Consider the following 24,072-nt stretch of genomic DNA (forward strand, 5'->3'; position numbering starts at 1 on the left):
CTCCCGCTTGCGGGAGAGGGGCAGGGGTGAGGGCCCCTGGTCTAGGTCCCTACGCATCCCCCGCCGGCGCCGGCGCGTCGCCGTCGCCCAGGAACCCGCGCTTGCGCAGCAGGGCCTGGACCTCGGGATCGCGGCCGCGGAAGGCCCGGTAGGCGTCGGCCGGATCCTGGCGCCCGCCGGCCGAATACACGAACTGCTTGAGCCGCTCGGCCACGCCCGGCGCGAAGACGTCGCCCGCCTCTTCGAAAGCCGCGAAGCCGTCCGCGTCCAGAACTTCCGACCAGAGATAGGAGTAGTAGCCGGACGAATAGCCGTCGCCCGCGAAGACGTGGGAGAAATGCGGCGTGCGGTGCCGCATCACGATCTCCTGCGGCATGCCGATGCGCTCCAGCACGGAGCGCTCGAAGGCGATCGGCTCGACGCCCTCCACGTCCTCGAGCGAGTGGAACGCCAGGTCGACCAGCGCCGATGAGGCGTATTCGACGGTGGCGAAGCCCTGGTTGAAGTTCCGCGCCGCCAGCACCCGCTGCAGCAGCTCCTCGGGCATCGGCTCGCCGGTCCCCGCGTGCACGGCGAAGCGCCGCAGGACCTCCGGCTGCATCAGCCAGTGCTCGTAGAGCTGCGACGGGAACTCGACGAAGTCCCGCGACACGCTGGTGCCCGAAATGGACGGGTAGGTGACGTCCGACAGCATGCCATGCAGGCCGTGGCCGAACTCGTGGAACAGGGTGCGCGCATCGTCGAAGCTGAGCAGCGTCGGCTCGCCCTCCGCGCCTTTCGAGAAGTTCATCACGTTGACGATGACCGGCCGCACGTCGCCGGTGAGCTTCTCCTGTCCCCGATAGGCGCTCATCCAGGCGCCCGAGCGCTTCGAGGGCCTGGCGAAGTAGTCTCCCAGGAACACCGCCACATGCTGGCCGGCCTCGTCCAGCACTTCCCAGGCGCGCACGTCCGGATGGTAGACGGGCGCGTCCGGGAGGGCGACGAAGCGGACGCCGAACAGCCGCGTCGCGGTGTCGAAGGCGGCCTCGATCATCTTCTCCAATTGCAGGTAGGGCTTGAGCTCGGCTTCGTCGAGGTCGTGCTTGGCCTTGCGCACCTTGGCCGCGTAGTGGCGCCAGTCATGCGGCCCGATGGCGAAGTTTCCGCCCTCCTGGCGCACCATGTCCTCCAGGTCGGACCGCTCCTCGGCGGCGCGGCCCTTGGCGTGGACCCAGACCCGGTCGAGCAGATCCTGCACCGCGGCTGGCGTCTTCGCCATCGTGTTGTCGAGCTTGTAGGCGGCGAAGGTCGGGTAGCCCAGCAGCCGCGCGCGCTCGGCGCGCAGCTTCAGGGTCTCGGCCACGATCGCCCGGTTGTCGGTGGCCCCGCCCATCTCGCCGCGGCGCGTCCAGGCCTCGAACGCCTTCTCGCGCAGCGCGCGGTTGGTGGAGAACTGCAGGAAAGGCTCGATGCTGGAGCGCGACAGGGTGATGACCGGCACGCCGGGGCGGCCGGCCTCCTCGCCCGCCCGCAGGGCGGAGGCGATCAGCCAATCCGGCAGGCCGGCCCTGTCCTCCTGCGTCTCCAGCGGCAGCCTGTACCCGGATTCATCGGCCAGCACGTTCTGGCTGAACTGCGTTCCCAAGGTGGCGAGGCGCTCCACGATGTCGGCGAGGCGCGCCCGGGCCGGGCCCTGCAGCCGCGCGCCGGCGCGCACGAACTGCTTGTGCGAGAGCTCCAGCACCCGTCGTTGCTCGTCGGAGAGGCCGAGCTCGTCGATGCGGGCGTGCAGCGCCTCGATGCGGCCGAACAGGGCCGCGTTCATGGCGATGTCGCTGTAGTGCTTGGCCAGCCTGGGCGACATTTCGCGCTCGACGCCCTGCAACTCGGGATTGGTGTGCGCCCCCGTGAGGTTCCAGAACACGCCGCCCACCCGGTCGAGCAGCTCGCCCGAGCGCTCGAGCGCCTCGATGGTGTTGGCGAAGCTGGGCTCGGCCGGATCGTGGGCGATGGCGTCGATCTCGGCCTTGTTGCGGGCCAGCGCCGCCTCGAAGGCCGGCCTGAAATGCTCGGCCCGGATCAGGTCGAAGGGCGGAAGCTGAAAGGGCGTGGTCCAGGCCTGCAGGAGCGGGTTGTCGCCCTGTGATCCGCCAGTCGCCGCCGTCCCGCTCATGCCCATCTCCCGTGCTGATCGTCGAAGCGACAATGGGCGCCCGCCGCCCGTCGCGCAAGGCGGCGGCTCGTCGCCGGTCCGAGCCCGATCAGCCCGACGATGCCGAGCGCGAGCGCCTGACCAGGGCGTTCCGCAGCACCATGCAGGCCCCGCCGGCCCCGCGCAGCCTCTCGCACAAGGCGTCCGCGGCCTGGCGCGAGGATTCCCCGACCCTCACCTGGTAGAAGGCGCGTGTGCCGCGGCTGCGCAGGGACGACCGCAGGATTAGCGTGTCCTTCCCGGCCAGGATCGAGGCGAAGCGCTTCTCGGCGCGCGAGAAGATGGTCAGCGCCTGGGCGCGCGAGAAGCCCGCGCTCAGCTGCACGCCCCAGGGCCGGGCCGCGCCCTCCAGCACCCGCCGCTGCAGCGCGGCCACATAGGTGTTGGGCCGCGTGCGCAGCATGGCGCGCACCGTCTCGCAGCTCTCGTTGGGCGTCGGCGCCGCGTCGGGCGTCTTCATGTCGCCCTTGCGGGCTGCGGCCCAGTCTTCGGCCGGACTGCCGGTGATGCGCTCGACATAGTTGCGCGTCTCGAAGGGCAATCCTCCCGCGCCGTCGAGCCAGGCCTGGACCCGGTTCGGTCCGGCGTTGTAGGCCGCGGCGGCGAGGCCCCAATTGCCGAAGCGGTCCTTCAGTTCGCGCAGGAAGTCCGCCGAGCGCGGCAAGGCCTGCACGGGATCGAAGGGGTCGAGGAGGCCGCGCTCCGCCGCCGTCTTGGGCATGAACTGCGCGATGCCCTGGGCCCGGTCGCCGGAGCGCGTCACCGGTCCCTCCACATCGGCCCGAAAGCTGCTCTCCTGACCGATCAGCCGCGTGAAGAACGGCACCGGAAGCCCGTGCGAGCCCGCCGCCGCCTCGATGAGGAGGCAGATCGCGTCGGCCGCCGGAGACGAAGCCTCCGTTTTCGCGGGCTCCCTCGCGGCCGCGGGCTCGGCCTGCGGCGCGGCCGGGCCCTCAGACGCCGCCGGACAGGCCAGCGCGAGGGTCCACGCCGCCGCCATCGCGACCAGAGCCGCCCGCGCCGTCATTGGGGGTTCCCTCGTCAGCGCCGCTGCTCGATCCTGGCCTGGAGCGCCTGCAGGAGCTTGCGGACGAAGTCGCGCGTGGTCTCGTCCGTCAAGCGGCCCTCCTTGTCGAATTTGGAGGCGCAGGTCCCGATCATCACCTCCGGACGGTTCAGGACGTCGCCGTTCAGGTACACGAACATCTGGCGCAGGTGATATTGCGCCCGGGCCCCGCCGAAAATCCCGGGGCTGACGCTCATGATGGCGACCGGCTTTCCGTCGAACGGCTGCTCGGGAGGCCGGGAGACCCAGTCGATCGCGTTCTTGAGCACGCCCGAGATGGAGTAATTGTACTCGGGCGTCACGATCAGAAGACCGTCCGCCTGCTTCACGGCGTCCCGCAGGGCCTGCACCGGGGCCGGGTAGCCGGATTGGCGGACGTCGTCATTGTAGAGCGGCAGGTCGCCGATCCCGGTGGTCTGGACGGTGAGCCCTTCCGGGGCGAGCTCCGCCGCGGCCCGCAGGGCGGCGCTGTTGTAGGAATCCTTGCGCAGGCTTCCAGAGATGCCGAGCACCGTGACGGGCATGAAGGTCTCCGATCGGGGGCTAGAGGGCGACGGTCGCAAGAAGGATGGGGCCGCTTGGGAACGCCGGCAAGCGCCGGCCCAAACTCCCCTCGGCCGGCCCCGTCAGGCCAGGCTGTAGACGCCGACGACCACGGCCAGGGCCATCAGGGCCAGCATCGCCAGGAAGGCGGGCGTCACCCACTTCTCGCGGCGGTGCTCCTGGTCGTGCCGCCGCCACATCCGCCAGCGGCCCTGCGTCTCGTCGCGGTGAGCCTTGGCGCGCTCGGCTGCGGACGGGGGCCGGCCTGCGGCTTCGTCGTCCGCGCCCAGCGGCGCCGCCGCGGGGTCGCTCACCGCGACCTTGTCGCCGGTCTGGCCGCTGTCGATCGCATGCCGCACCTGGGACGTGGTGGGCGCGCTCGGGGTCGGCGTGGGGTGGGTCGGATCGGCTGTCGCCATGATGTCGGTCTCCATGCGCGCCCTGAGAACGACCGCCCTCGCGAGCGGTTCCGGCTACTCCGCCCGGCCCAGGGCGGCCCGTTCCTCGTGCAGGAGCTCGGTGTTGATCGCGAAGGCGGCCATCGCGCCTTCCGCGGCGGCCACGATGGCGAACTGGACCCGCCGCGACGCGTCGCCGGCCACGAAGACGCCGGGCACGTTGGTCTTCTCGTAGTCGGACGTCTCGGCGGTGCCCTTGCGGCCGAGCTCGCAGCCGAGACGCTCCACCAGCGCCGATCGCTGATGCGCGTCGGCCAGGAAGAACAGCGCCTTGCGGTCCAGCGTGTCGCCGCTGCGAAAGCGCACCCGCTCCAGTTCGGCTTCGCCTTCCAGGGTCTCCACCGGATCCTCGATGACGCGGACGCCGGCCCGTTCCAGGAGGTCGAGGTCGCCGGGCTCGATCCCGGAGGGGCCATCGGTCAGCAGCGCGAGGTCCGCGCTCCACAGGCGAAGCTCCAGGGCGAAGCCGACGATCTCGGGTCCGGCGCCGTAGACCGCGAGGGGCTGCTCGCGCAGCTCCCAGCCGTCGCAATAGGGGCACGTCCAGACGCCCTTCCCGAACAGGCGTTCCGCGCCGTCCAGCGCCGGGAACGTGTCCTTGAGCCCGGTCGCCAGGAGGATTCGCTTGGCCCGGACGCTGGAGCCGTCCGCCAGCGTCGCCCGGAAGGCCGCCCCTTCGCGGACCACGTCCTCCACCGCCATGTCCCGGACCGTGACGCTGTCATAGGGCTCCAACTGGCGCCGGCCCACCGCCCGGAGGTCGGCCGGGCGGCACCCGTCACGGCTCAGATAGCCGCTGACATGGGCGGACGCCTGGTTCCGGGGCTCGCCTGAGTCGCACAGCAGCACCCTGCGCCGGCAGCGCCCGAGCACCAGCGCGGCGCTGAGGCCGGCGGGACCGCCGCCGACGACCAGGACGTCCAGCATGTCTTCCGTCATCAGGTGTTCCGCCTCTGGACCGGGTGCGCCATGATCGTCGTCATGGCTGGCGAATGCGGGGCGAAGCTTGCGGTTCCGCCGCCCAGAGACGCGGTGCGACGGCGACCCGATCGCGGCTCCGCTCCAGAATGGCCGCAATCGGTTGCACAACTTAACGTCGCAGACGCCGTCAACGGCGTTCGCCCCCGGACCAGACTGCAACGAACCTCTTGGAAAGACGTTGTGCGAGCATGACCTCCGCAGATCACGGCCGACCGATGGTGCGTTTTGAACCGGTGACCTCTCCCGAGCCTCTGTTTCCCAAACGACAACAGACATCGGGAGGCGGACGGTTGGTTGTCGTGTCGAACCGCGTCCCGGTTCCGTCGGATTCCGGTTCCCCGGCGGCGGGCGGCCTTGCGGTCGCGCTCAACGCCGCCCTGCAGCAGAATGGCGGCTTCTGGTTCGGCTGGTCCGGCAACGTCTCGGAAGAGGAGCGTCCGCTCCAGGTCCATGATTTCGGGCGCGTCAGCTACGCCGTGATGGACCTGACTCAACGCGACGTGGACGAATACTACGCCGGCTTCGCCAACCGCGCGCTCTGGCCCGTGTGCCACTACAGGCTGGACCTCACCGAGATCGCCAGCAACGACACCGCCGGCTATTTCCGGGTGAACGAATCCTTCGCCCGCCGCCTCGCCACCTTGCTCAAGCCCGACGACGTGGTCTGGATCCACGATTATCACTTCATCCCGCTCGCCGCCTATTTGCGCCAGATGGGCTTTGAGAACCGGATGGGCTTCTTCCTGCACATCCCCTGGGCGCCCTATGACGTGTCCAGCGCGCTTCCAGCGTACCAGACCGTGCTCAGCGGACTGACGCGCTACGACCTCGTCGGTTTCCAGACGCGCCGCGACGCGGAGAATTTCACGCGCTGCCTCGAGCAGGAGAACATGGCGCGCAAGGTCTCCGACGACCGCTGGGAGGCGGACGGGCGCGTTTTCCGGGTCGGGGCCTTCCCGATCGGGATCGAGACGGACCTGTTCCGGCAGGAGGCCCGCGAGGCGAAATCGAACTCGCTGGTGCGCCGCATGCGGGTCAGCATGGAGGACAAGCACCTCATCATCGGGGTCGACCGGCTGGACTACTCCAAGGGCATCCGCCAGCGCATCGAAGCCTTCTCCTGCATGCTGGAGCGCTTCCCGCAGATGCGCAACAAGGTGACCTTCCTGCAGATCACGCCGAAATCGCGCTCGGAAGTGCCCGAATATCTCAAGATGCAGCACGAAGTCGCCGAGCAGGCCGGCTGGACCAACGGCAAGTTCGGCGACGTCGACTGGACCCCTGTGCGCTACATCAACAAGGCGGTGAGCCGCACCTCGCTGGCGGGCCTCTATCGCTCGGCCCGCGTCGGCATGGTGACCCCGCTGCGCGACGGCATGAACCTGGTCGCCAAGGAATATGTGGCGTCCCAGCGCGCCACGGATCCCGGCGTGTTGGTGCTGTCGCGCTTCGCCGGAGCGGCGGCGGAACTGGATTCGGCCCTGCTGGTGAACCCCTACGACACCGAGGCCACCGCCAACGCCATCGTGCGCGCGCTGCAGATGCCGCTCGAAGAGCGCAAGGAGCGGTGGGCCGCCATGATGGAGAAGCTGCGCGCCAACACGGTCGACCACTGGTGCGCGGCTTTCCTGGCGGCGCTCGCCGAGGAACCGACCGACGTCCTTCAGCCGCCCGTGGAGCGAGCCGCGGCGTTGGACACGGCGCTTCCCAGCGCGGCCGCGCAATTCGGACCGTCATGGACGGGCTATCGACGCAACTGATCCGGCTCTCGATCGTTCCTTGTACGATCGGGTCGCGCTTCAGGGGGCTGGATGGTTCGGATCGAGGAGGGGCTCCCCATGCCCCTCGGGGCGACGTGGGACGGAACGGGCGTGAACTTCGCCCTGTTCTCGGCCCACGCGACCGCCGTGGATCTCTGCCTGTTCGACGCCACCGGCCGCCGCGAGGCGCGCCGCATCCGCATGCCGTCCCGCACCGACCAGGTGTTCCACGTCTATGTCCAGGGCCTGCGGCCGGGCCAGCTCTACGGTTATCGGGTCTACGGCCGCTACGATCCCCAGGCCGGCCATCGGTTCAACCCGCACAAGCTGCTGCTGGACCCCTACGCCCGCCTGCTCTCCGGCCGGATCCGCTGGCACGACGCCCTGTTCGGCTACCGGGCCGGGGCTCACCGCGGCGACCTCACCATGGACCGGCGAGACAGCGCCCCCATGATGCCGAAATGCGTCGTCGAGGACCCGGCGTCGACCTGGGGCGACGACAGGCCCCCGCGAACGCCGATGCGCGACAGCGTGATCTACGAGGCCCACGTCAAGAGCCTCACCCAACTCCACCCCGACATCCAGCCTTCCCTGCGGGGGACCTACGACGCGCTGGCCCATCCGGCGGTGATCGACCACCTCGTCCGGCTCGGGGTCACGGCGGTCGAGCTCATGCCGATCCAAGCCTTTTCGGATGACCGGTTCCTGGTCGAGAAGGGGCTGCGCAACTACTGGGGCTATTCCACCCTGTCCTATTTCGCTCCGGAGCCGCGCTATCTGGGCGAAGATGGCGTGTACGGCCTGAAGGCCGCCATCGCGGCGCTCCACGCAGCCGGGATCGAGGTGCTGCTGGACGTGGTCTACAACCACACCGCCGAAGGCAGCCATCTGGGTCCGACGCTGTCCTGGCGCGGCATCGACAACGCCAGCTACTACAAGCTCGTCCCCGATAATCCGCGCTTCTGCTGGGACGCCACCGGGACCGGCAACACGCTCGACCTCGGCCATCCGCGCGTCCTCCAGATGGTGCTGGACAGCCTGCGGCACTGGGTCGAGGCCTATCACGTCGACGGCTTCCGCTTCGACCTCGCCTCCACGCTGGCCCGCGACAGCTACGACATGTGGGAGCGCGCCGGCTTCCTGCGCGCCGTCAACCAGGACCCGGTGCTCAACCGGGTGAAGCTGATCGCCGAACCCTGGGACCTCGGCGAGGGCGGCTACCGGCTCGGCGGCTTCCCGCCGGGCTGGTCGGAGTGGAACGACCAGTTCCGCGACACGGTGCGCTCCTACTGGCGCGGCGATCCCGGCCAGTTGCCGGCGCTGGCGCGCGTCATCATGGGGTCGCGCGAGATCTTCGAGCACAATGGCCGCCAGCCCTGGGCATCGATCCAGTTCGTGGCGTCGCATGACGGCTTCACCCTGGAGGACCTGGTCAGCTACAACGAGCGCCACAACGAGGCGAACCAGGAAGGCGGGCAGGACGGCCATCCGCACAACCTGTCCTGGAACTGCGGCGTCGAGGGGCCCACCGACGATCCCGACATCACCGTCCTAAGGGCGCGCCAGAAGCGCAATCTGCTCGCCACCGTGATGGTGTCGCTCGGCGCCCCGATGCTGCTGATGGGCGACGAGCTCTCGCGCACGCAGGGTGGCAACAACAACCCCTATTGCCAGGACAACGAGACGAGCTGGTTCGACTGGCGCGCCGGCGAGGCGGCCGATCCGGCCATGCCGGACTTCGTCGCCGCCATCGTGGCGTTCCGCAAGCGTCACGACGCCTTCCGGCCGCGCAGCTACCCGACCGGCTCCCTGAACCGCGAGACGGGCCTTCGCGACGTCTATTGGCTGGCCCCTGAGGGGCGCGAGATGACGCGCCAGGACTGGGCCGAACCCATGCGCCGCACGCTGGGCGTCCAGATCGGCAACGCCGATCCCGGGCAGCGGCTTCTGATGATCTTCAACGCGTCGCCCGAGGACGTGAGCTTCACCCTCACCCCGAACCTGCGCGGCGGGCGATGGGTGAAGGTGTTCGGCACGGAACTTCCGGACGGTCTCGTGCGTGGTGCTCCGCCGGTTCTCGAACCCGGCGGCGCCTGCGAGCTCCTGGCCCGCTCCTTCGTCATTTTCCAGCACGTGGCGGCGTCCGCGGCGGCGTGACCCGTCCTGCGCCGCCGGCCGCCGACGTTTTGATTGGAGTCCGCCCGTGAAGGGTCCCGCACGTCCCTCGACGCGGTCCGCCGCAAAAGCGAAATCAGCCGAAAAAGCCGCCCGGCGTTCGGCCGGGACCGCTCCTTCGGTCCAGGGTTTCGACGCGGAGGTCGCCGAGCTGGCGACGCTCGCGGGCGTCGCCCAGGGCTATTCGGACGCCTATGGGGCGCCGGTCGAGACGCCGCTGGAGACCCGCCGCGCCTTGCTGGAGGCGCTGGGGCTACCGGTCGGATCGCCGTCGCAATTGCGCGAAAGCGCGCACCGCGCGCGCGAACTGCGGGCCGGTCCCGTGCCGGCGCTGGTCGTGGCGCCCATGGATCGCGCCTGGACGCTGACGCTCCGCACGCCTCTGCCGGGCGCGACCTGGACGCTCGTGCTGGAGGCAGGCGACGCCCTGCAGGGCCGCATGGACCCGGCGGACGCGGGCGACGCCCTTGCGCTGCCGGCGCTGCCGATGGGCTATCACCGGCTGGAGATGTCCGGCCGAGGCGAACGCCACGTCGCCACCCTCATCGCCGCGCCCGCAAGCTGCTGGCACCCGGACGCGCTGGAGAAGGGCGAGCGCTGGTGGGGGCTGACGGCTCAGCTCTACGGCTTGCGCACCGAGCGCGACGCAGGCGTGGGCGACTACTCCGCGGTGGCGGAGCTCGCCGCCGGCGCGGGCCGGAATGGCGCGTCGTTCCTGGGGCTGAGCCCGGTCCATGCCCTGTTTCCGAGCGACCGGACGAAGTTCTCCCCCTACTCGCCGTCGTCGCGGCTGTTCCTGGAGACGCTCTATATCGATCCGCAGGCCGTCCAGGCCCCCGGGCGGCGGGGCCGTCCCGCGCCCGATCCCGCGTTGGAGCGCCTGCGCTGCGCCAGCCTCGTGGACTATGAGCAGGTCTGGGCGCCGCGCCGCGCCGCGCTGGAGGCGCTGTGGGGCGACGGGTCAGCCTGGCTGCGCGACGCCGCGTTCCAGCGGTTCCGGGAGCAGGGCGGAGAGCCGCTGGCTCTCCATGCGGCCTTCGAGGCTCTCTGCGAGCAGCAGCGCAGCCAGGGCGCGGCCTGGCCCGGCGCCTGGCCGGACGACCTGCGGGATGTGCGCAGCGCCGCCGTCGAGGCCTTTCGGCGTGAAAACCAGGACCGCATCGCCCATCATCAGTGGCTGCAATGGCTCGCCGATCGCCAGCTCGGCGCCGCCGCCGAGGCCGCGCGCGAATCCGGCATGGGGCTTGGCCTCTACCGCGACCTCGCGGTGGGCCCCGACCGGGGCGGCTCGGAGCTCTGGTCCGCGCCGGACCGCTTCGTGCCGGACTTCGCCGTGGGCGCGCCGCCTGACCTTCTCGGCCCGCAGGGCCAGAACTGGGGCCTGCCGGCCTTCAACCCGATCACCCTGGCCGAGCAGGGCCTGGCGGGCTTCCGCGCGCTGGTCGCCGCCAACGCCCGCCACGCCGGCGCGGTCAGGATCGACCACGCCTTCCAGCTTGCGCGCCTGTTCCTGATCCCGCCCGGCGCCGGCGCGGCCGACGGAGCCTATCTGGATTATCCGTTCGAGGCCCTGCTGGCCTCGCTGCGCATCGAAAGCCACCGGGCGCGATGCCTGGTCATCGCCGAGGATCTCGGCACCGCCCCGGAAGGATTTTCGGACGCCATCATGGCTTCGGGGGTCCTGAGCTATCGGATCTTCTTCTTCGAGCAGGACGAGACGGGCTTCAAGCCGCCCGCCGCCTATCCCAGGGCCGCCATGGCGGCCCTGTCGACGCATGACCTGCCCACCTTCGCCGGATGGTGGCGGGGGCTCGACGTCGATTTGCGCGAGGCCTTCGGCATCTATGACGCGGACCGGGCGGCCAAGGACCGCGACCTTCGCGTCACCGAACGCGAACGCTTCCTCGCCTCGCTCGCGGCCGAGGGGCTGGCCCGCACGGATGCGACCCCGGCGGCCCCGCCCGTGGCGGCCGCATCGCGTTTCCTGGCCCGGACGCCGTCGTCCCTCCTGGCGCTGCAGGTCGAGGACGTGGCCGGCGACGTCAACCAGGCCAACATGCCGGGGCTGGTCGGCGGCTATCCCAACTGGCGCCGTCGCACATCCAAGACCGTGGCTGAGATCGTCGCCCCGGGGGGGGCGCTCGCCCGGCTGGCCCAGGAGCTGAAACAGGAGGGCAGGGGGCAGGGCCTCGCCGCCTCCGCGACGGCCTCCGCCGCGCCGCGCGCCACCTATCGGTTCCAGTTCCACGCCGGATTCACCTTCGACGACGCCGTCAAGGCGGCGCCTGACCTCGTCCTGCTCGGGATCAGCCACGTCTATGCGTCGCCGATCCAGAAGGCGCGGCCGGGATCCACCCACGGCTACGACATCGTCGATCATGGGCTGATCAATCCGGAGCTCGGGGGCGAGGAGGGGTTCCGCCGCTTCTCGGACGCCCTTCGGGCGAATGGCCTCGGCCTCGTCGTCGACATCGTCCCGAACCACATGGGCGTGGGCAAGGACAACCCGCTCTGGCGCTCGATGCTGGCCTGGGGGCCGATCTCCCCCGACTCGCAGGCCTTCGACGTGGACTGGGACCGGCCCGGCCTCGACGGCAAGATCCTCCTGCCCGTGCTCGGCCGGCCCTATGGGCAGGCCCTGGAGGCCGGCGAGCTCCGCCTCGTCTTCGAGCCCGCCTTGGGCGGGTTTTGCGTCGCCCCTCATGACGAGCGGATTCCGGTGGGGCCGCTGACATGGCCGGTGATCCTGGACCAGGCGGCGGCCGGGATGCGCCCCGGGTCGGCCGACCGCGCGGCCCTGCTCGGGGTCGCGGATGGGCTGCGCAGCCTGGCGCTCGACGCCGCGCAGGGCGAGGCGGTCTATGAGCGGGCCGCGCTTCTGGCCGGCGGCCTGGTCGAGCAGATCGGACGCTCCCGCGGCTTGCGCAAAGCCGTCGACGCCGCGACGGAGGCCTTCAGCGGCTCGCCCGGGGACAGCGGCGGGTTCGAAGCGCTCCACCGCCTGCTGGAGGCGCAGGCGTGGCGGCTCGCCGAATGGCGGCTGGCCTCGAGCGACCTGAATTACCGCCGCTTCTTCGACGTCAACACGCTGGCCGGCCTGCGGGTCGAGATCCCGGCGGTGTTCGATCGCGCCCATGCGCTGATCGTCAGGCTCGTGCGGGAAGGCCGCATCCAGGGGCTGCGGATCGACCATATCGACGGCCTCGCCGACCCCGAAGCCTATCTGCGGGACCTGCGCAGGGCGGTCGGCGACCGCGTCTTCATCGTCGCCGAGAAGATCCTGGAGCCCGGCGAGCGGCTGCGCCCCTGGCCGCTCGCCGGAACGACGGGCTACGACGTCATGGGCCCGCTCGACGGCGTGTTCATCGACCCGGCGGCCGAGGCGGCGCTGGACGCGCTCTACGACGATGTCCGCGCCGACCCGCGGCCCCCCGGCGAGCAGCTCAATGTGGCCAAAAACGAGCTTCTGGAGACGAGCTTCGCCAGCGAGCGGGAAGCCATCGTGCTGGATCTGGCCGCCTTGGCGAAGGCCGACCGGAACACCCGCGATCTCGTCGCCGCCCGGCTGCGCCGCGCGGTCGTCGCCATGGTGGCCGCCTTCCCGGTCTACCGGACCTATCTAGGCGAGGGCGATCCGGCCGCGGAAGACGTGGCGCTGCTGGACCGGGTGGTCGAGGAGGCGAAGGCGCGCCTCGGCCCGGCCGGTGAGGCCGCCTGCGCGTTCGTCCGTTCCGTGCTGCTCGACGACGGGCGGACGCCGCGGCGAAACCCGGCGGTGGCGGCCCGCATCCGACGCCGGTTCCAGCAGCTCACCGGTCCGGTGATGGCCAAGGGCCTGGAGGATACGCTGTTCTACCGCCACGTGCGGCTGCTCGCCCTCAACGAGGTGGGAGGCGATCCCTCCCATTTCGGACTGCCGGTGGGCGCGTTTCACGAGGCCATGCAGGACCGCGCCCGCGATTGGCCGAACGCCATGACGGCGACGGCGACCCACGACACCAAGCGCGGCGAGGACGCCCGCGCGCGCCTGATTGCGCTGGCCGAGGAGCCTCAAGCCTGGGCCGAGGCGCTCGCCGAGACCGAGCGGCTGACGGCCTCCGCCATCACGATCGGGCCGAAAGGCCAGTCGCCGGACGCCAATGACCGTTGGATGATCCTGCAATCGATCCTGGGCGCCTGGCCGATCGAGCTTCTGGACGGCGACGACCGCAAGGCGCTCGCGTCCTTCCGGGACCGCCTGCACGGCTATGTCGAAAAGGCGCTCCGTGAATCGAAGCGCCGCTCGAGCTGGCTGGAGCCCGACGCGGCCTATGAGGCGGCCGCCAAGGACTGGATCTCGGCCATCCTGTCGCCGAAGGGCCAGGCGCTGGCGGCGCTGCGCCCGCTCGCCAGGCGGCTGGCCCAGTGCGGCGCGCGGACGTCGCTGGCCCGAACGGCCCTGAAATGCGCCATGCCGGGCGTGCCGGACTTCTACCAGGGGACCGAGTTCTGGGACCTCTCGCTCGTCGATCCCGACAACCGCCGCCCCATCGACTATCGCGCGCGCTCCAAGGCGCTGGGCGCGGCGGCGAAGCCGCAGGAGCTGCTGGCCTCGTGGCCGGACGGGCGCGTCAAGATGGCGCTGACCCGAGCCCTGCTGGCGGACCGCGCCGCTTCGCCCGACCTGTACGGATCCGGCGACTACAGGCCGCTGCGGGCCGAGGGCGCGCGCGCCGCCCATGTGCTCGCCTTCGCACGCAGCATGGGGTCGGAGGCGGTTGTCGTGGCGCTGCCGCGTCTGGCGGCGAAGCTGCTGGACGGGGAGGGGTTGCTCCCGCGCCGCGCCGCCTGGGCCGGGACCACGATCACGCTCCCCGAAGGGATGTGGCGCGACGTCGTCACCGGCGAGCGGTTCCGCGCCTCGGGCGAGCCTCTCCCCATGGCGGAACTCTTCTCGCGCTTTCCGATTGCCGTTCTGAGAGCATCACATGAACCCACCTCGTAGTCAGACGCGATCCACGCCTCCGCGCGCGGTCCGCTCCCCGAAATCCATCGCCGGCGCGCCTCCCCGCGGGGAAGGGCGCGTCGTGATCGAGGGCGTTGCGCCCGAGATCGACGCCGGCGCGAGCGCCGCCAAGCGCGTCGTGGGTGACGTGTTCACGGTCGAGGCCGATATCTTCAGCGACGGCCATGACGTCGTGCGGGCCGAACTGCTCTACCGCCCCCAGGACGAGACGCGGTGGCGCCGCACGCCGATGGCCTTCGTCGACAACGACCGCTGGAGCGGGAGCTTCCTCCTCGACCAGAACACGCGCTGGCTGTTCACCATCGAGGGCTGGCGTGACCCCTACGCGTCCTGGGCGCGGGACGTCGCCAAGAAGCGGGACGCCGGCCAGGACGTCTCGCTCGAGCTGTTCGAGGGGGAGAAGCTGCTGCGCGCCGTCGAGGCGGGCGGTCCCGACGCGCAGACCCACGCCCGACTCGTGCAGGCGCTGGACAGCCATCCCGAGCGCGACCCGGCCCGGCTGGACGTGCTGTTCTCGGACGAGACGGCTGCGTTCATGGACCGGCTCGGCGAACGCGCCAACCTGTCCCGCTACCCCCGCGTCCTGCCGGTGGTCGCGGACCGCGAGGCCGCGCGCTTCTCGGCCTGGTACGAGCTCTTTCCGCGCTCCCAGTCCGGCGACCCGGTCCGCCACGGCACGTTCGACGACGTGATCGCGCGCCTTCCCTATGTGCGCGACCTCGGTTTCGACGTGCTCTACTTCACCCCGATCCACCCGATCGGACGCACCAACCGCAAGGGACGCAACAACGCGCTGACGGCCGGCCGCAACGATCCGGGCAGCGTCTACGCCATAGGGTCGGAGGAGGGCGGCCACACCGCCATCCATCCCGAGCTCGGCACGATCGACGACTTCGACCGGCTCGTCGCCGCCGCCCGCGACCATGGCCTGGAGATCGCGCTCGACTTCGCGGTCCAGTGTTCGCCCGACCATCCCTGGATCAAGGAGCATCCGGAGTGGTTCGAGTGGCGTCCGGACGGGACGATCCGCTTCGCCGAGAACCCGCCCAAGAAGTACGAGGACATCGTCAACGTCCATTTCTATGGCGACGCCTTTCCGGACCTCTGGTACGCTCTGCGCGACGCCTTCCTGTACTGGGTCGGGCATGGCGTGAAGATCTTCCGCGTCGACAACCCGCACACCAAGCCGATCCCGTTTTGGGAATGGATGATCCGGGACATCAACGAGCGGCATCCGGACGTGCTGTTCCTGGCCGAGGCGTTCACCCGGCCCAAGATGATGAAGAAGCTGGCCAAGATCGGCTTCCAGCAGTCCTACACCTATTTCACTTGGCGCAACCTGAAGTGGGAGCTGACGGACTACGCGCTCGAACTGGCCGGCGACATGGGCGAATATTACCGCCCGAACTTCTTCGCCAACACGCCCGACATCAACCCGGTCTATCTCCAGACCAGCGGGCGGGCGGGGTTCATCGTCCGCTCGACGCTCGCCGCCACGCTCTCCAGCGTCTGGGGCATCTATAACGGCTTCGAGATCGCCGAGGCCGCCGCCCTTCCGGGCAAGGAAGAGTATCTCGACAGCGAGAAATACGAGATCAGGGCCTGGGATTTCGACAAGCCCGGGCATCTCAAGGACCATATCCGGGCGCTGAACCGCATCCGCCGCGAGCACGCGGCCATGCGCGACTTCCGCAACGTCACGTTCCTGAACGCCTGGAACGACAACATCATCGCCTACGCCAAATGGGCGCCCGGCAAGTCCGAATGCGTGTTTGTGATGGTCAATCTCGACCCGCACGCCCGCCAGGACTGCGTCTACGAGATCCCGCTCTGGGAGTTCGGCCTGCCTGATTCCGGCGCGCTGGACGTCGAGGACCTGCTCCTGGGCTACCGGTTCAGGCTGCATGGCAAGTCACATCAGATCGCGCTGGATCCTGTCGACCGCTCGGTCGTGATCTGGCGTCTGAAGAAGCAGGGCTGAGAGGGGCCGGAATGATCGATCGCAGCGACCCCCAGTGGTACAAGGACGCCATCATCTATCAGGTGCATGTGAAGTCGTTCTTCGACGCCAATGACGACGGCGTCGGCGACTTCGAGGGCCTGACCCGGCGTCTCGACTACGTCAAGGATCTCGGCGTCACGGCGCTCTGGGTCATGCCGTTCTATCCGTCGCCCCTGAAGGACGACGGCTACGACATCTCCGAGTATCGCGACGTCAATCCGTCCTACGGGACGATGCGCGACTTTCGCCGCTTCGTGCGGGCCGCCCACGACCGGGGCCTGCGGGTCATCACCGAGTTGGTGATCAACCACACCTCGGACCAGCACCCCTGGTTCCAGCGCGCCCGGCGCGCCCGTCCGGGGTCGAACGCGCGCGACTTTTACGTCTGGTCCGACACGGACCGCAAATACGTCGATACCCGCATCATCTTCCTCGACACCGAGCCCTCCAACTGGACCTGGGATCCGGTCGCCAAGGCCTATTACTGGCACCGCTTCTACAGCCACCAGCCGGACCTCAACTTCGACAATCCGCGCGTCCTGGAAGCTGTCATCGACGTGATGCGGTTCTGGCTCGACATGGGCGTGGACGGCCTGCGGCTGGACGCGATTCCCTACCTGATCGAGCGCGACGGCACCAATTGCGAGAACCTTCCCGAGACCCATACGGTCATCAAGAAGATACGCGCCGCCCTGGACGAGAGCTATCCGGACCGCATGCTGCTGGCCGAGGCCAACCAGTGGCCGGAAGAGACCGCTCAGTATTTCGGCGACGGGGACGAATGCCACATGGCGTTCCATTTCCCGCTGATGCCGCGCATGTACATGGCGATCGCCCAGGAAGACCGGCACCCGGTGACCGACATCATGCGCCAGACTCCGGAGATCCCGGAAGGCGCGCAATGGGCCATCTTCCTGCGCAACCACGACGAGCTGACGCTCGAAATGGTGACCGACCAGGAGCGCGACTATCTGTGGAGCTTCTACGCCTCCGAGCGCCGCGCCCGCATCAATCTCGGCATCAGGCGGCGCCTCTCGCCGCTCCTCGAGAATGACAGGCGCAAGATCGAGCTGATGAACTCGCTGCTGCTGTCGATGCCCGGCACGCCGGTGCTCTACTACGGCGACGAGATCGGGATGGGCGACAACATCTATCTCGGCGACCGCGACGGCGTTCGCACGCCGATGCAGTGGTCCCCGGACCGCAATGGCGGCTTCAGCCGCGCTGACCCGGCCCGCCTGTTCCTGCCGGCCGTGCAGGACCCGCTCCACGGATACCAAGCCGTCAATGTCGAGGCGCAGCTCGGCACCCCGGCGAGCCTGCTGAACTGGGCCCGCCGGATGATCGCGGTGCGCCGCTCGCACAAGGTGTTCGGCCGCGGATCGCTGCGCTTCCTTTACCCGTCCAATCGCCGGGTGCTGGCCTATCTGCGCGAGTTCGGCGACGAGCGCGTGTTGTGCGTCGTCAACGTGTCGCGCGCGCCCCAGGCCGTCGAACTCGATATGGCGGAGTTCAAGGGCGCGTCGCCGGTGGAGATGACCTCCGGATCGGTGTTTCCGCCGATCGGCGACCTTCCTTACCTGCTGACGCTGCCGGCCTACGGCTTCTACTGGTTCGAGATCCGCGCCGCGGCCGAGAGCGCCGAGACCCGCTTCGGGCCCAAGCCTGTGCCGGAACTCTTCACGCTGGTGCTGACGGGCGACGCCGACAGCCTTCTGGCGGGACGCGAGCGCGCCGGCTTCGAGCGCACGGTCGCGCCGTCCTTCCTGCCGAGCCGCCGCTGGTTCGCCGGAAAGGGCCGCCGCATCGCGCGCGTGGAGGTGAAGGACAACGCCCTGTTCGCCGCCCAGGGCCGCAGCTACCTGCTGCCGCGCCTGTCGGTCGAACTCTCCGACGGCGAGCGGCAGGATTACTTCACCCCGCTGGCGATCCAGGAGAACCGGGAGGATGAGGGCCTCCTCGGCTACGCGGTGGCGCGCGTGCGCCGGGGCGCCCGCACCGGGCTCGCGGTCGATGCGGACGCCACGCCCGACTTCGCGCTCGCTTTGGTCGAGGCCATGCGGCGCAACGAGACGCTCGGCACGCGCGAAGGCGCGACGCTCCGCTTCGCCGGGACGCCGGCCCTGACCGAAATGGAGGATCTGGCGTCGCTTGAGGTGCGCCGGCTGGGAGCCGACCAGAGCAATTCGTCGATCGCCTTCGGCGACAGCCTTCTGCTGAAGCTCTACCGGCGCATCGAGTCGGGCGTGCACCCCGAGGTCGAGGTGGCGCGCTTCCTGACCGAAGAAGCCGGCTTTACGGCGACGCCGCCCTATCTGGGGTCGCTGGAGTCCGTGGCCCCGGACGGCTCGACGACGGCGCTCGCCATCGCCCAGCGTTTCGTCCGCAACCAGGGCGACGCGTGGTCCTGGACGCTGAACGCGCTGACGCGCGAATTCGAGACTTTGGCGCTGGTCGCTCCCGATGTGGCCGATCCCATCGACGAGACCTTCGCGGCCTACATGCCCTATACGCGCATCCTCGGCCGACGCACGGCCGAGATGCACCTGGCCTTCGCCATTCTCACCTCCAACCCGGCCTTCGCGGCCGAGCCGCTCACCCTGGCCGATGTCGAGGAGATCGCGCGAGACGCCCGCTCGCTGGCGGACCGGGCCTTCGCGGGGCTGGACCGGACCGTCGCGCCCGACGAGCGCGCCGCACAGGCCATCGCCGACCTTCGCGAGCGCCGGCAGGACGTCTACGACCTGATCGGCAAGCTGACGCGCGAGCCCGTGAACGCGACGAAGACGCGCGTCCATGGCGACTATCACCTCGGCCAGGTGTTGATCGTTCGCGACGACGTGCTGATCGTCGACTTCGAGGGCGAGCCGTCGCGCCCGCCGCATGAACGCCGGATGAAGTCGACGCCCCTGCGCGACGTCGCCGGGATGCTGCGGTCCTTCGCCTACGCGGTGGAGACGGCGGTACGCGACATCCGGGCCCGGTTGCCGGACGGGGCGGGGCGCGTCGAGGTCGCCGCCAAGGACGTGCTGATCCTGGTCGAGCGCGTCTTCCTGGCCGCCTACGCCGAGATCGCTCAGGGCGGCGCGGCGTGGGTGGGGGACGACGCGACCCGGACCTCGCTGCTGCGGCTGCAGCTGCTCTCCAAGGCGCTCTACGAGATCGGCTACGAGGCCGACAACCGGCCCGACTGGATCGAGATCCCGGTCCGCGGCGTCCTGGGAATCCTGAATGGCGAGGTGGTGCGCTGATGTCGGGCCGAAACACGAACGACAAGGATGGCGCCGGCGCGTCGGGCCGGGAGGCGGCCAGCATCCTGCAGCCCGTGGCCACCGGACAGGGCGGCGGCGTCCCGGCCCCGCAGGATCTCTCCGCCGAGGCGATCGCCGCCGTCGCGCACGCCTCCCATGGAGACCCGTTCGCCGTGCTGGGCCCCCACGAGGTCGCGCCCGGCCTGTGGGAGGTCCGCGCCATGCTGCCCCAGGCGCTGCGCGTCTGGATCGTCGGCGTCGACGGCGCGACCGAGCTGGCCGCCATGCAGCGGCGCCATCCGGCCGGGTTCTTCTCCGGCCGCTTCGAGGCCGGCGGACGGCCCGGCTACAGGCTGCGCATCGAGTCCGCCGACGCCACCTCGGTCGCGTACGACCCGTATTCCTTCATGAACGTGCTGGGCGAAGAGGAACTGATCCACATCGCCAGCCCGGGCAGCGACACGGTCTACAGGGCGCTCGGCGCGCACCGGCGCACGATCGGCGGCGTCGAGGGCTTCGCCGTGGCGGTGTGGGCGCCCAACGCCAGCCGGGTCAGCGTCGTGGGAGACTTCAACGGCTGGGACGGCCGACGCCACCCCATGCGCCTGCGCCACCAGGCGGGGATCTGGGAGCTCTTCTTGCCCGAGGTCCCGGCCGGCGGCCGCTACAAGTTCGAGATCCGCTCCCACAATGGCGGCCTGCTGCCGCTGAAGGCGGATCCCGTCGCCTTCGCGGCCGAACGTCCGCCCGCGACCGCGTCCCTGCTGCACGGACAGCCGGTCCAGGAATGGTCCGACGTCGACTGGATGGCCAGGCGCGGGGACGGCGACCCGCGGTCGAAGCCGATCTCCATCTATGAATGCCACCTGGGCTCCTGGGCCAGGATCCCGGAGGAGGGCGACCGCTTCCTCACCTATCGGGAGATGGCCGAGCGGCTCGTGCCCTATGTGCGCGACATGGGTTTCACCCATATCGAACTGCTGCCGATCACGGAGTTTCCGTTCGACGGGTCATGGGGCTACCAGCCCGTCTCCCTGTTCGCGCCGACCAGCCGCTTCGGCTCGCCGGAGGATTTCGCCTTCTTCGTTGAAGCGGCCCACCATGCGGGCCTCGGCATCCTGCTGGACTGGGTGCCGGCGCATTTCCCCAACGATCCGCACGGCCTCGGCAATTTCGACGGCACGCATCTCTACGAGCACGCCGATCCGCGCCAGGGCTTCCACCAGGACTGGGGCACCTACATCTACAATTTCGGCCGCCAGGAGGTCGCGTCCTTCCTGGTCGCCAACGCCCGCTTCTGGCTGGAGCGCTACCACCTCGACGGTCTGCGCGTCGATGCGGTGGCGTCGATGCTGTATCTCGACTATTCGCGCAAGCAGGGCGAGTGGGTGCCCAACCGCTATGGCGGCAACGAAAACCTCGAGGCGATCGACTTCCTGAGGCGGATGAACGAAACCGCCTACTCGGTCGCGCCGGGCGCGATCACGGTCGCCGAGGAGTCCACGGCGTGGCCGGGCGTATCCCACCCCACCTACACCGGCGGCCTGGGCTTTGGCTTCAAGTGGAACATGGGCTGGATGCACGACACGCTCCGCTACATGACCAAGGAGCCGATCCACCGCCGTTACCACCATCACGACCTGACCTTCGGGATGCTGTACGCCTTCACGGAGAACTTCGTGCTGCCGCTCAGCCATGACGAGGTGGTGCACGGCAAGGGCTCGCTCCTCGGCAAGATGCCCGGCGACCGCTGGCAGCGCTTCGCCAATCTGCGCGCCTATTTCGGCTTCATGTGGGGACATCCGGGCAAGAAGCTCCTGTTCATGGGTGGGGAGTTCGCCCAGGAACGGGAATGGAACCACGACGCCAGCCTGGACTGGCATCTGATCTCCGACCCGCTTCATCGGGGCGTGCAGGCCTTGGTGCGGGATCTCAACCGGGCCTATCGCACCATACCGGCGCTGCACGAAGGCGACGCCGACGGGTCGGGCTTCTCCTGGCTGGTCGCGGACGACCGGGACAACTCGGTGCTCGCCTTCGCGCGCTTCGGCAAGGACCGGGACCGGCCCGTCATCGTCGTGTGCAACTTCACGCCCGTGCCGCGAGCCGGCTACCGGATCGGCGCGCCGGCCGGCGGCTTCTGGCGCGAGGTGGTCAACACGGATGCGGACATCTATGGCGGCAGCGGTCTCGGCAATCTCGGCGGGATCGAAGCCGTCGAGCAGGAGAGCCACGGCCAGCCCTTCTCGCTGATGCTCACCTGCCCGCCGCTCGGGACGCTGATCCTGGAGCGTGTCTCGGGGTCGGGCGGGTGATCTTAAAGCTTTGAGAACCATCATTCGGTAAGCTCGTACTGAACATTTTCAGCAGGGCCTTGCAGAATGACGACTCATTTCAGGCTGAGCACCAAGGCGCTTGTGGCTTTCGCCGCGATGGCGGCCGTGTGTCTGGCGGCGATCGCCACCACCGTGGTGACAGTCGGGGCCGCCAAGCGTTCGGTTGAAAAGATGGGCGCGATGACCACCGTCCTGCGCCGGCAGACCCTGGCCGACATGCAGCACGACACCGTGCGCAGCCTGGTCTTCATCGCCCTGCACGACGGCAGTCGCAGGAGCGCCTCGACGAGCGAGGCCACCAAGGACCTGGACAAGACGATCGCCGAACTGGAGAAGAACATCGCCGACATCCCCGACGTGGGCGTGTCGGAGGAGGTGGGGGCCGCCAAGCCGGCCCTTCTGGCGTTGACCGGGACCTATACGCGCAAGGCCCGGGAACTCATCGCCATGGCCTTCGCCGATCCTCCCGCGGCCGAAAACAAGCTGCCCAGCTTCGAGCTCACCTTCGAGGACCTGGCGGTCGCCATGGATAAGATGAGCGACATGATCCAGGCGGCGAATGACTTGGCCGAGCGCGAGACGCACGCCAGCCAGGACGCCCTCCAGACGGCCAGCATCGTGTCGGGCGGCCTGATCTTGGCGTCGCTTCTGCTCATGCTGCTGTGGATCCGCCGGGGCGTCATCGCCGGGATCCTGTCGATTCGCACGTCCCTGCTCGACCGCAAGCGGGCCGGCGAACTGGACCACGTGAGGCGGGCGCACGCCGGCGACGAGCTGGGCGAACTCGCCGCCGAAATCCAGGGCTTCCGCGAGGCGAGCCTGGAGGCGGCGCGGGTTCGCGCGGCCCTCGACCGCTGTCCGATCAACGTCATCGCCGCCGACAATGATGGCGTGATCGTCTACGCGAACGCCTCGGTGCTGGGGCTCATGCGCCGCCATGCGGACGAGTTCAGGGCCATGGTGCCGGGATTCGAGCCCGACGCCGTGGTGGGCTCGCGCATGGACGTGTTCCACCGCGATCCCAGCCGGGTGAGGGGCATGATCGGCGAACTGAGCGGCGCTCACCGACAGCGCATCAGGGCGTCGGCCCGGACATTCGAGATCATCGTCAGCCCGATCAACGGTCCGGAAGGCGAGCGCCTCGGCGCCATGCTGATCTGGGACGACGTCACCGACATGCTGGCCGCCGACGAGGAGCTTTCGGCCATCGCGACCGCGGCGTCCGAAGGCGACTTCTCCAAGCGGATCAGGACCGAAGACAAGCAGGGCTTCGCCCGTGACATGAGCGCTGGGCTGAACGCCATGTCGTCGCGCGTGGAGACGGCCGTGAACGACTTTGCGTCCGTTCTCGGGCACGTCGCGAATGGCGACCTCACGGCGGTGGTCGCCGAAAACTATGGCGGTGGGCTGGGTGAACTCAGCGAGAGCATCAACCGTACGGTCGCCCGCCTCGCCGAGACGGTGGGCCGGATCCAGGCCATGTCGACCGAGGTGAGCGGCGCGGCGCGCGAGATCAACGAGGGCGCGCAAGACCTCTCGCGCCGGACGGAGGCCCAGGCCTCCTCGCTGGAACAGACCGCGTCCACCGTCGAGGAACTGGCCGCCTCCGTCCGCGCCAGCGCAGAGTCCTCGGCCAAAGTCTGCGCCATCGCCGAGCAGGCGCGCGGCGTCGCGCAGGAAGGCGGGGCCATCGTGTCGCGCGCCGTCGAGGCGATGTCCAGCATCGACCAGACCAGCCGCAAGATCTCCGACATCACGACCGTGATTGAAGACATCGCGTTTCAGACGAACCTCCTGGCCCTCAACGCCGCCGTCGAGGCGGCCCGGGCGGGAGAGGCCGGCAAGGGCTTCGCCGTGGTCGCCTCGGAGGTGCGTTCCCTGGCGCAACGGTCGAGCGAAGCCGCCAAGGACATCACCGGCCTGATCGCCGCCTCCAACGCCGAAGTGACCAAAGGGGTCGAACTGGTCCGCGCGGCCGGCGGCGCCCTGGGGCGGATCGTCGAGTCCTCGGTCACGGTCGCGTCCAGGGTGTCGGAGATCTCGGCGGCCTCGCTGGAGCAGGCCACCGGCATCGAGGAGATCACCAAGGCGGTGTCGAAGCTCGACGAGATGACGCAGCAGAACGCCGCGCTGGCGGAGCAGAGCGCCGCCTCGTCCGACTCGCTCAGCATGCAGATCCGGTCCCTGAACGACCTTGCGGCGGCTTTCCGGACACGCGAGGACCGCGCCGGCGAGGACGCCGGCTACGCCTCCGCGTCGTACCGTCCGCCCCTCGCCCGGGCTGGCTTCGGGCGGCGCTGA

12 protein-coding genes are annotated in these 24,072 nt (G+C 69.6%); 7 read left to right on the top strand and 5 right to left on the bottom strand.

Annotated elements, in window-relative coordinates; all coding sequences use genetic code 11:
• Positions 1-49: 49 nt before the first annotated feature.
• The 5 genes from ABEG18_RS01270 to ABEG18_RS01290 form a co-directional block, all read right to left on the bottom strand.
• Entirely contained in the window at positions 50-2,155 is a 2,106-nt protein-coding gene (locus ABEG18_RS01270; RefSeq protein ID WP_406856290.1) for a M3 family metallopeptidase, read from the bottom strand.
• Between the two features lie 88 nt (positions 2,156-2,243).
• Positions 2,244-3,221 carry a transglycosylase SLT domain-containing protein gene (locus tag ABEG18_RS01275; protein ID WP_406856291.1) on the bottom strand — a complete coding sequence of 326 codons (978 nt, stop codon included), beginning with the start codon at positions 3,219-3,221 and terminating at the stop codon, positions 2,244-2,246.
• Positions 3,222-3,235: 14 nt separating this feature from the next.
• Positions 3,236-3,784 (bottom strand): NADPH-dependent FMN reductase, encoded by a 549-nt coding sequence (locus tag ABEG18_RS01280; RefSeq protein ID WP_406856292.1) that lies wholly within the window; start codon positions 3,782-3,784, stop codon positions 3,236-3,238.
• A 102-nt stretch (positions 3,785-3,886) separates the two neighbouring features.
• Entirely contained in the window at positions 3,887-4,222 is a 336-nt protein-coding gene (locus tag ABEG18_RS01285) for a hypothetical protein (RefSeq protein ID WP_406856293.1), read from the bottom strand.
• A 54-nt stretch (positions 4,223-4,276) separates the two neighbouring features.
• Entirely contained in the window at positions 4,277-5,200 is a 924-nt protein-coding gene (locus ABEG18_RS01290; protein ID WP_406856294.1) for an NAD(P)/FAD-dependent oxidoreductase, read from the bottom strand.
• 341 nt (positions 5,201-5,541) lie between these two features.
• On the opposite strand from ABEG18_RS01290, the gene otsA reads away from it, so the two are divergent.
• From otsA to ABEG18_RS01325, 7 genes are all read left to right on the top strand, one after another.
• The gene (gene otsA / locus ABEG18_RS01295; RefSeq protein WP_406856295.1) at positions 5,542-7,002 is read left to right on the top strand and encodes an alpha,alpha-trehalose-phosphate synthase (UDP-forming); all 1,461 of its coding nucleotides are present in this window, start codon (positions 5,542-5,544) and stop codon (positions 7,000-7,002) included.
• Positions 7,003-7,053: 51 nt separating this feature from the next.
• Positions 7,054-9,159, top strand: a complete 2,106-nt coding sequence (gene glgX / locus ABEG18_RS01300) for a glycogen debranching protein GlgX (RefSeq protein ID WP_406856296.1) — start codon at positions 7,054-7,056, stop codon at positions 9,157-9,159.
• A 46-nt stretch (positions 9,160-9,205) separates the two neighbouring features.
• A complete protein-coding gene (gene treY, locus ABEG18_RS01305) occupies positions 9,206-14,161 on the top strand; it encodes a malto-oligosyltrehalose synthase (protein WP_406856297.1) in 4,956 nt (1,651 codons plus the stop codon).
• Positions 14,145-16,163 carry a maltotransferase domain-containing protein gene (locus ABEG18_RS01310; RefSeq protein ID WP_406856298.1) on the top strand — a complete coding sequence of 673 codons (2,019 nt, stop codon included), beginning with the start codon at positions 14,145-14,147 and terminating at the stop codon, positions 16,161-16,163. Before treY ends, ABEG18_RS01310 begins: the two co-directional genes overlap by 17 nt.
• Before the next feature lie 11 nt (positions 16,164-16,174).
• Positions 16,175-19,435: a maltose alpha-D-glucosyltransferase gene (treS, locus tag ABEG18_RS01315; protein WP_406856299.1), complete on the top strand. Its 3,261-nt coding sequence runs from the start codon at positions 16,175-16,177 to the stop codon at positions 19,433-19,435.
• Positions 19,435-21,750 carry a 1,4-alpha-glucan branching protein GlgB gene (gene glgB / locus ABEG18_RS01320; protein ID WP_406856300.1) on the top strand — a complete coding sequence of 772 codons (2,316 nt, stop codon included), beginning with the start codon at positions 19,435-19,437 and terminating at the stop codon, positions 21,748-21,750. The genes treS and glgB overlap by 1 nt, the downstream gene beginning before the upstream one ends.
• 66 nt (positions 21,751-21,816) lie before the next feature.
• A complete protein-coding gene (locus ABEG18_RS01325) occupies positions 21,817-24,072 on the top strand; it encodes a methyl-accepting chemotaxis protein (protein WP_406856301.1) in 2,256 nt (751 codons plus the stop codon).

The organism is Alsobacter sp. KACC 23698 (assembly GCF_045348435.1).
Classification (GTDB): Bacteria; Pseudomonadota; Alphaproteobacteria; order Rhizobiales; family Beijerinckiaceae; genus Alsobacter.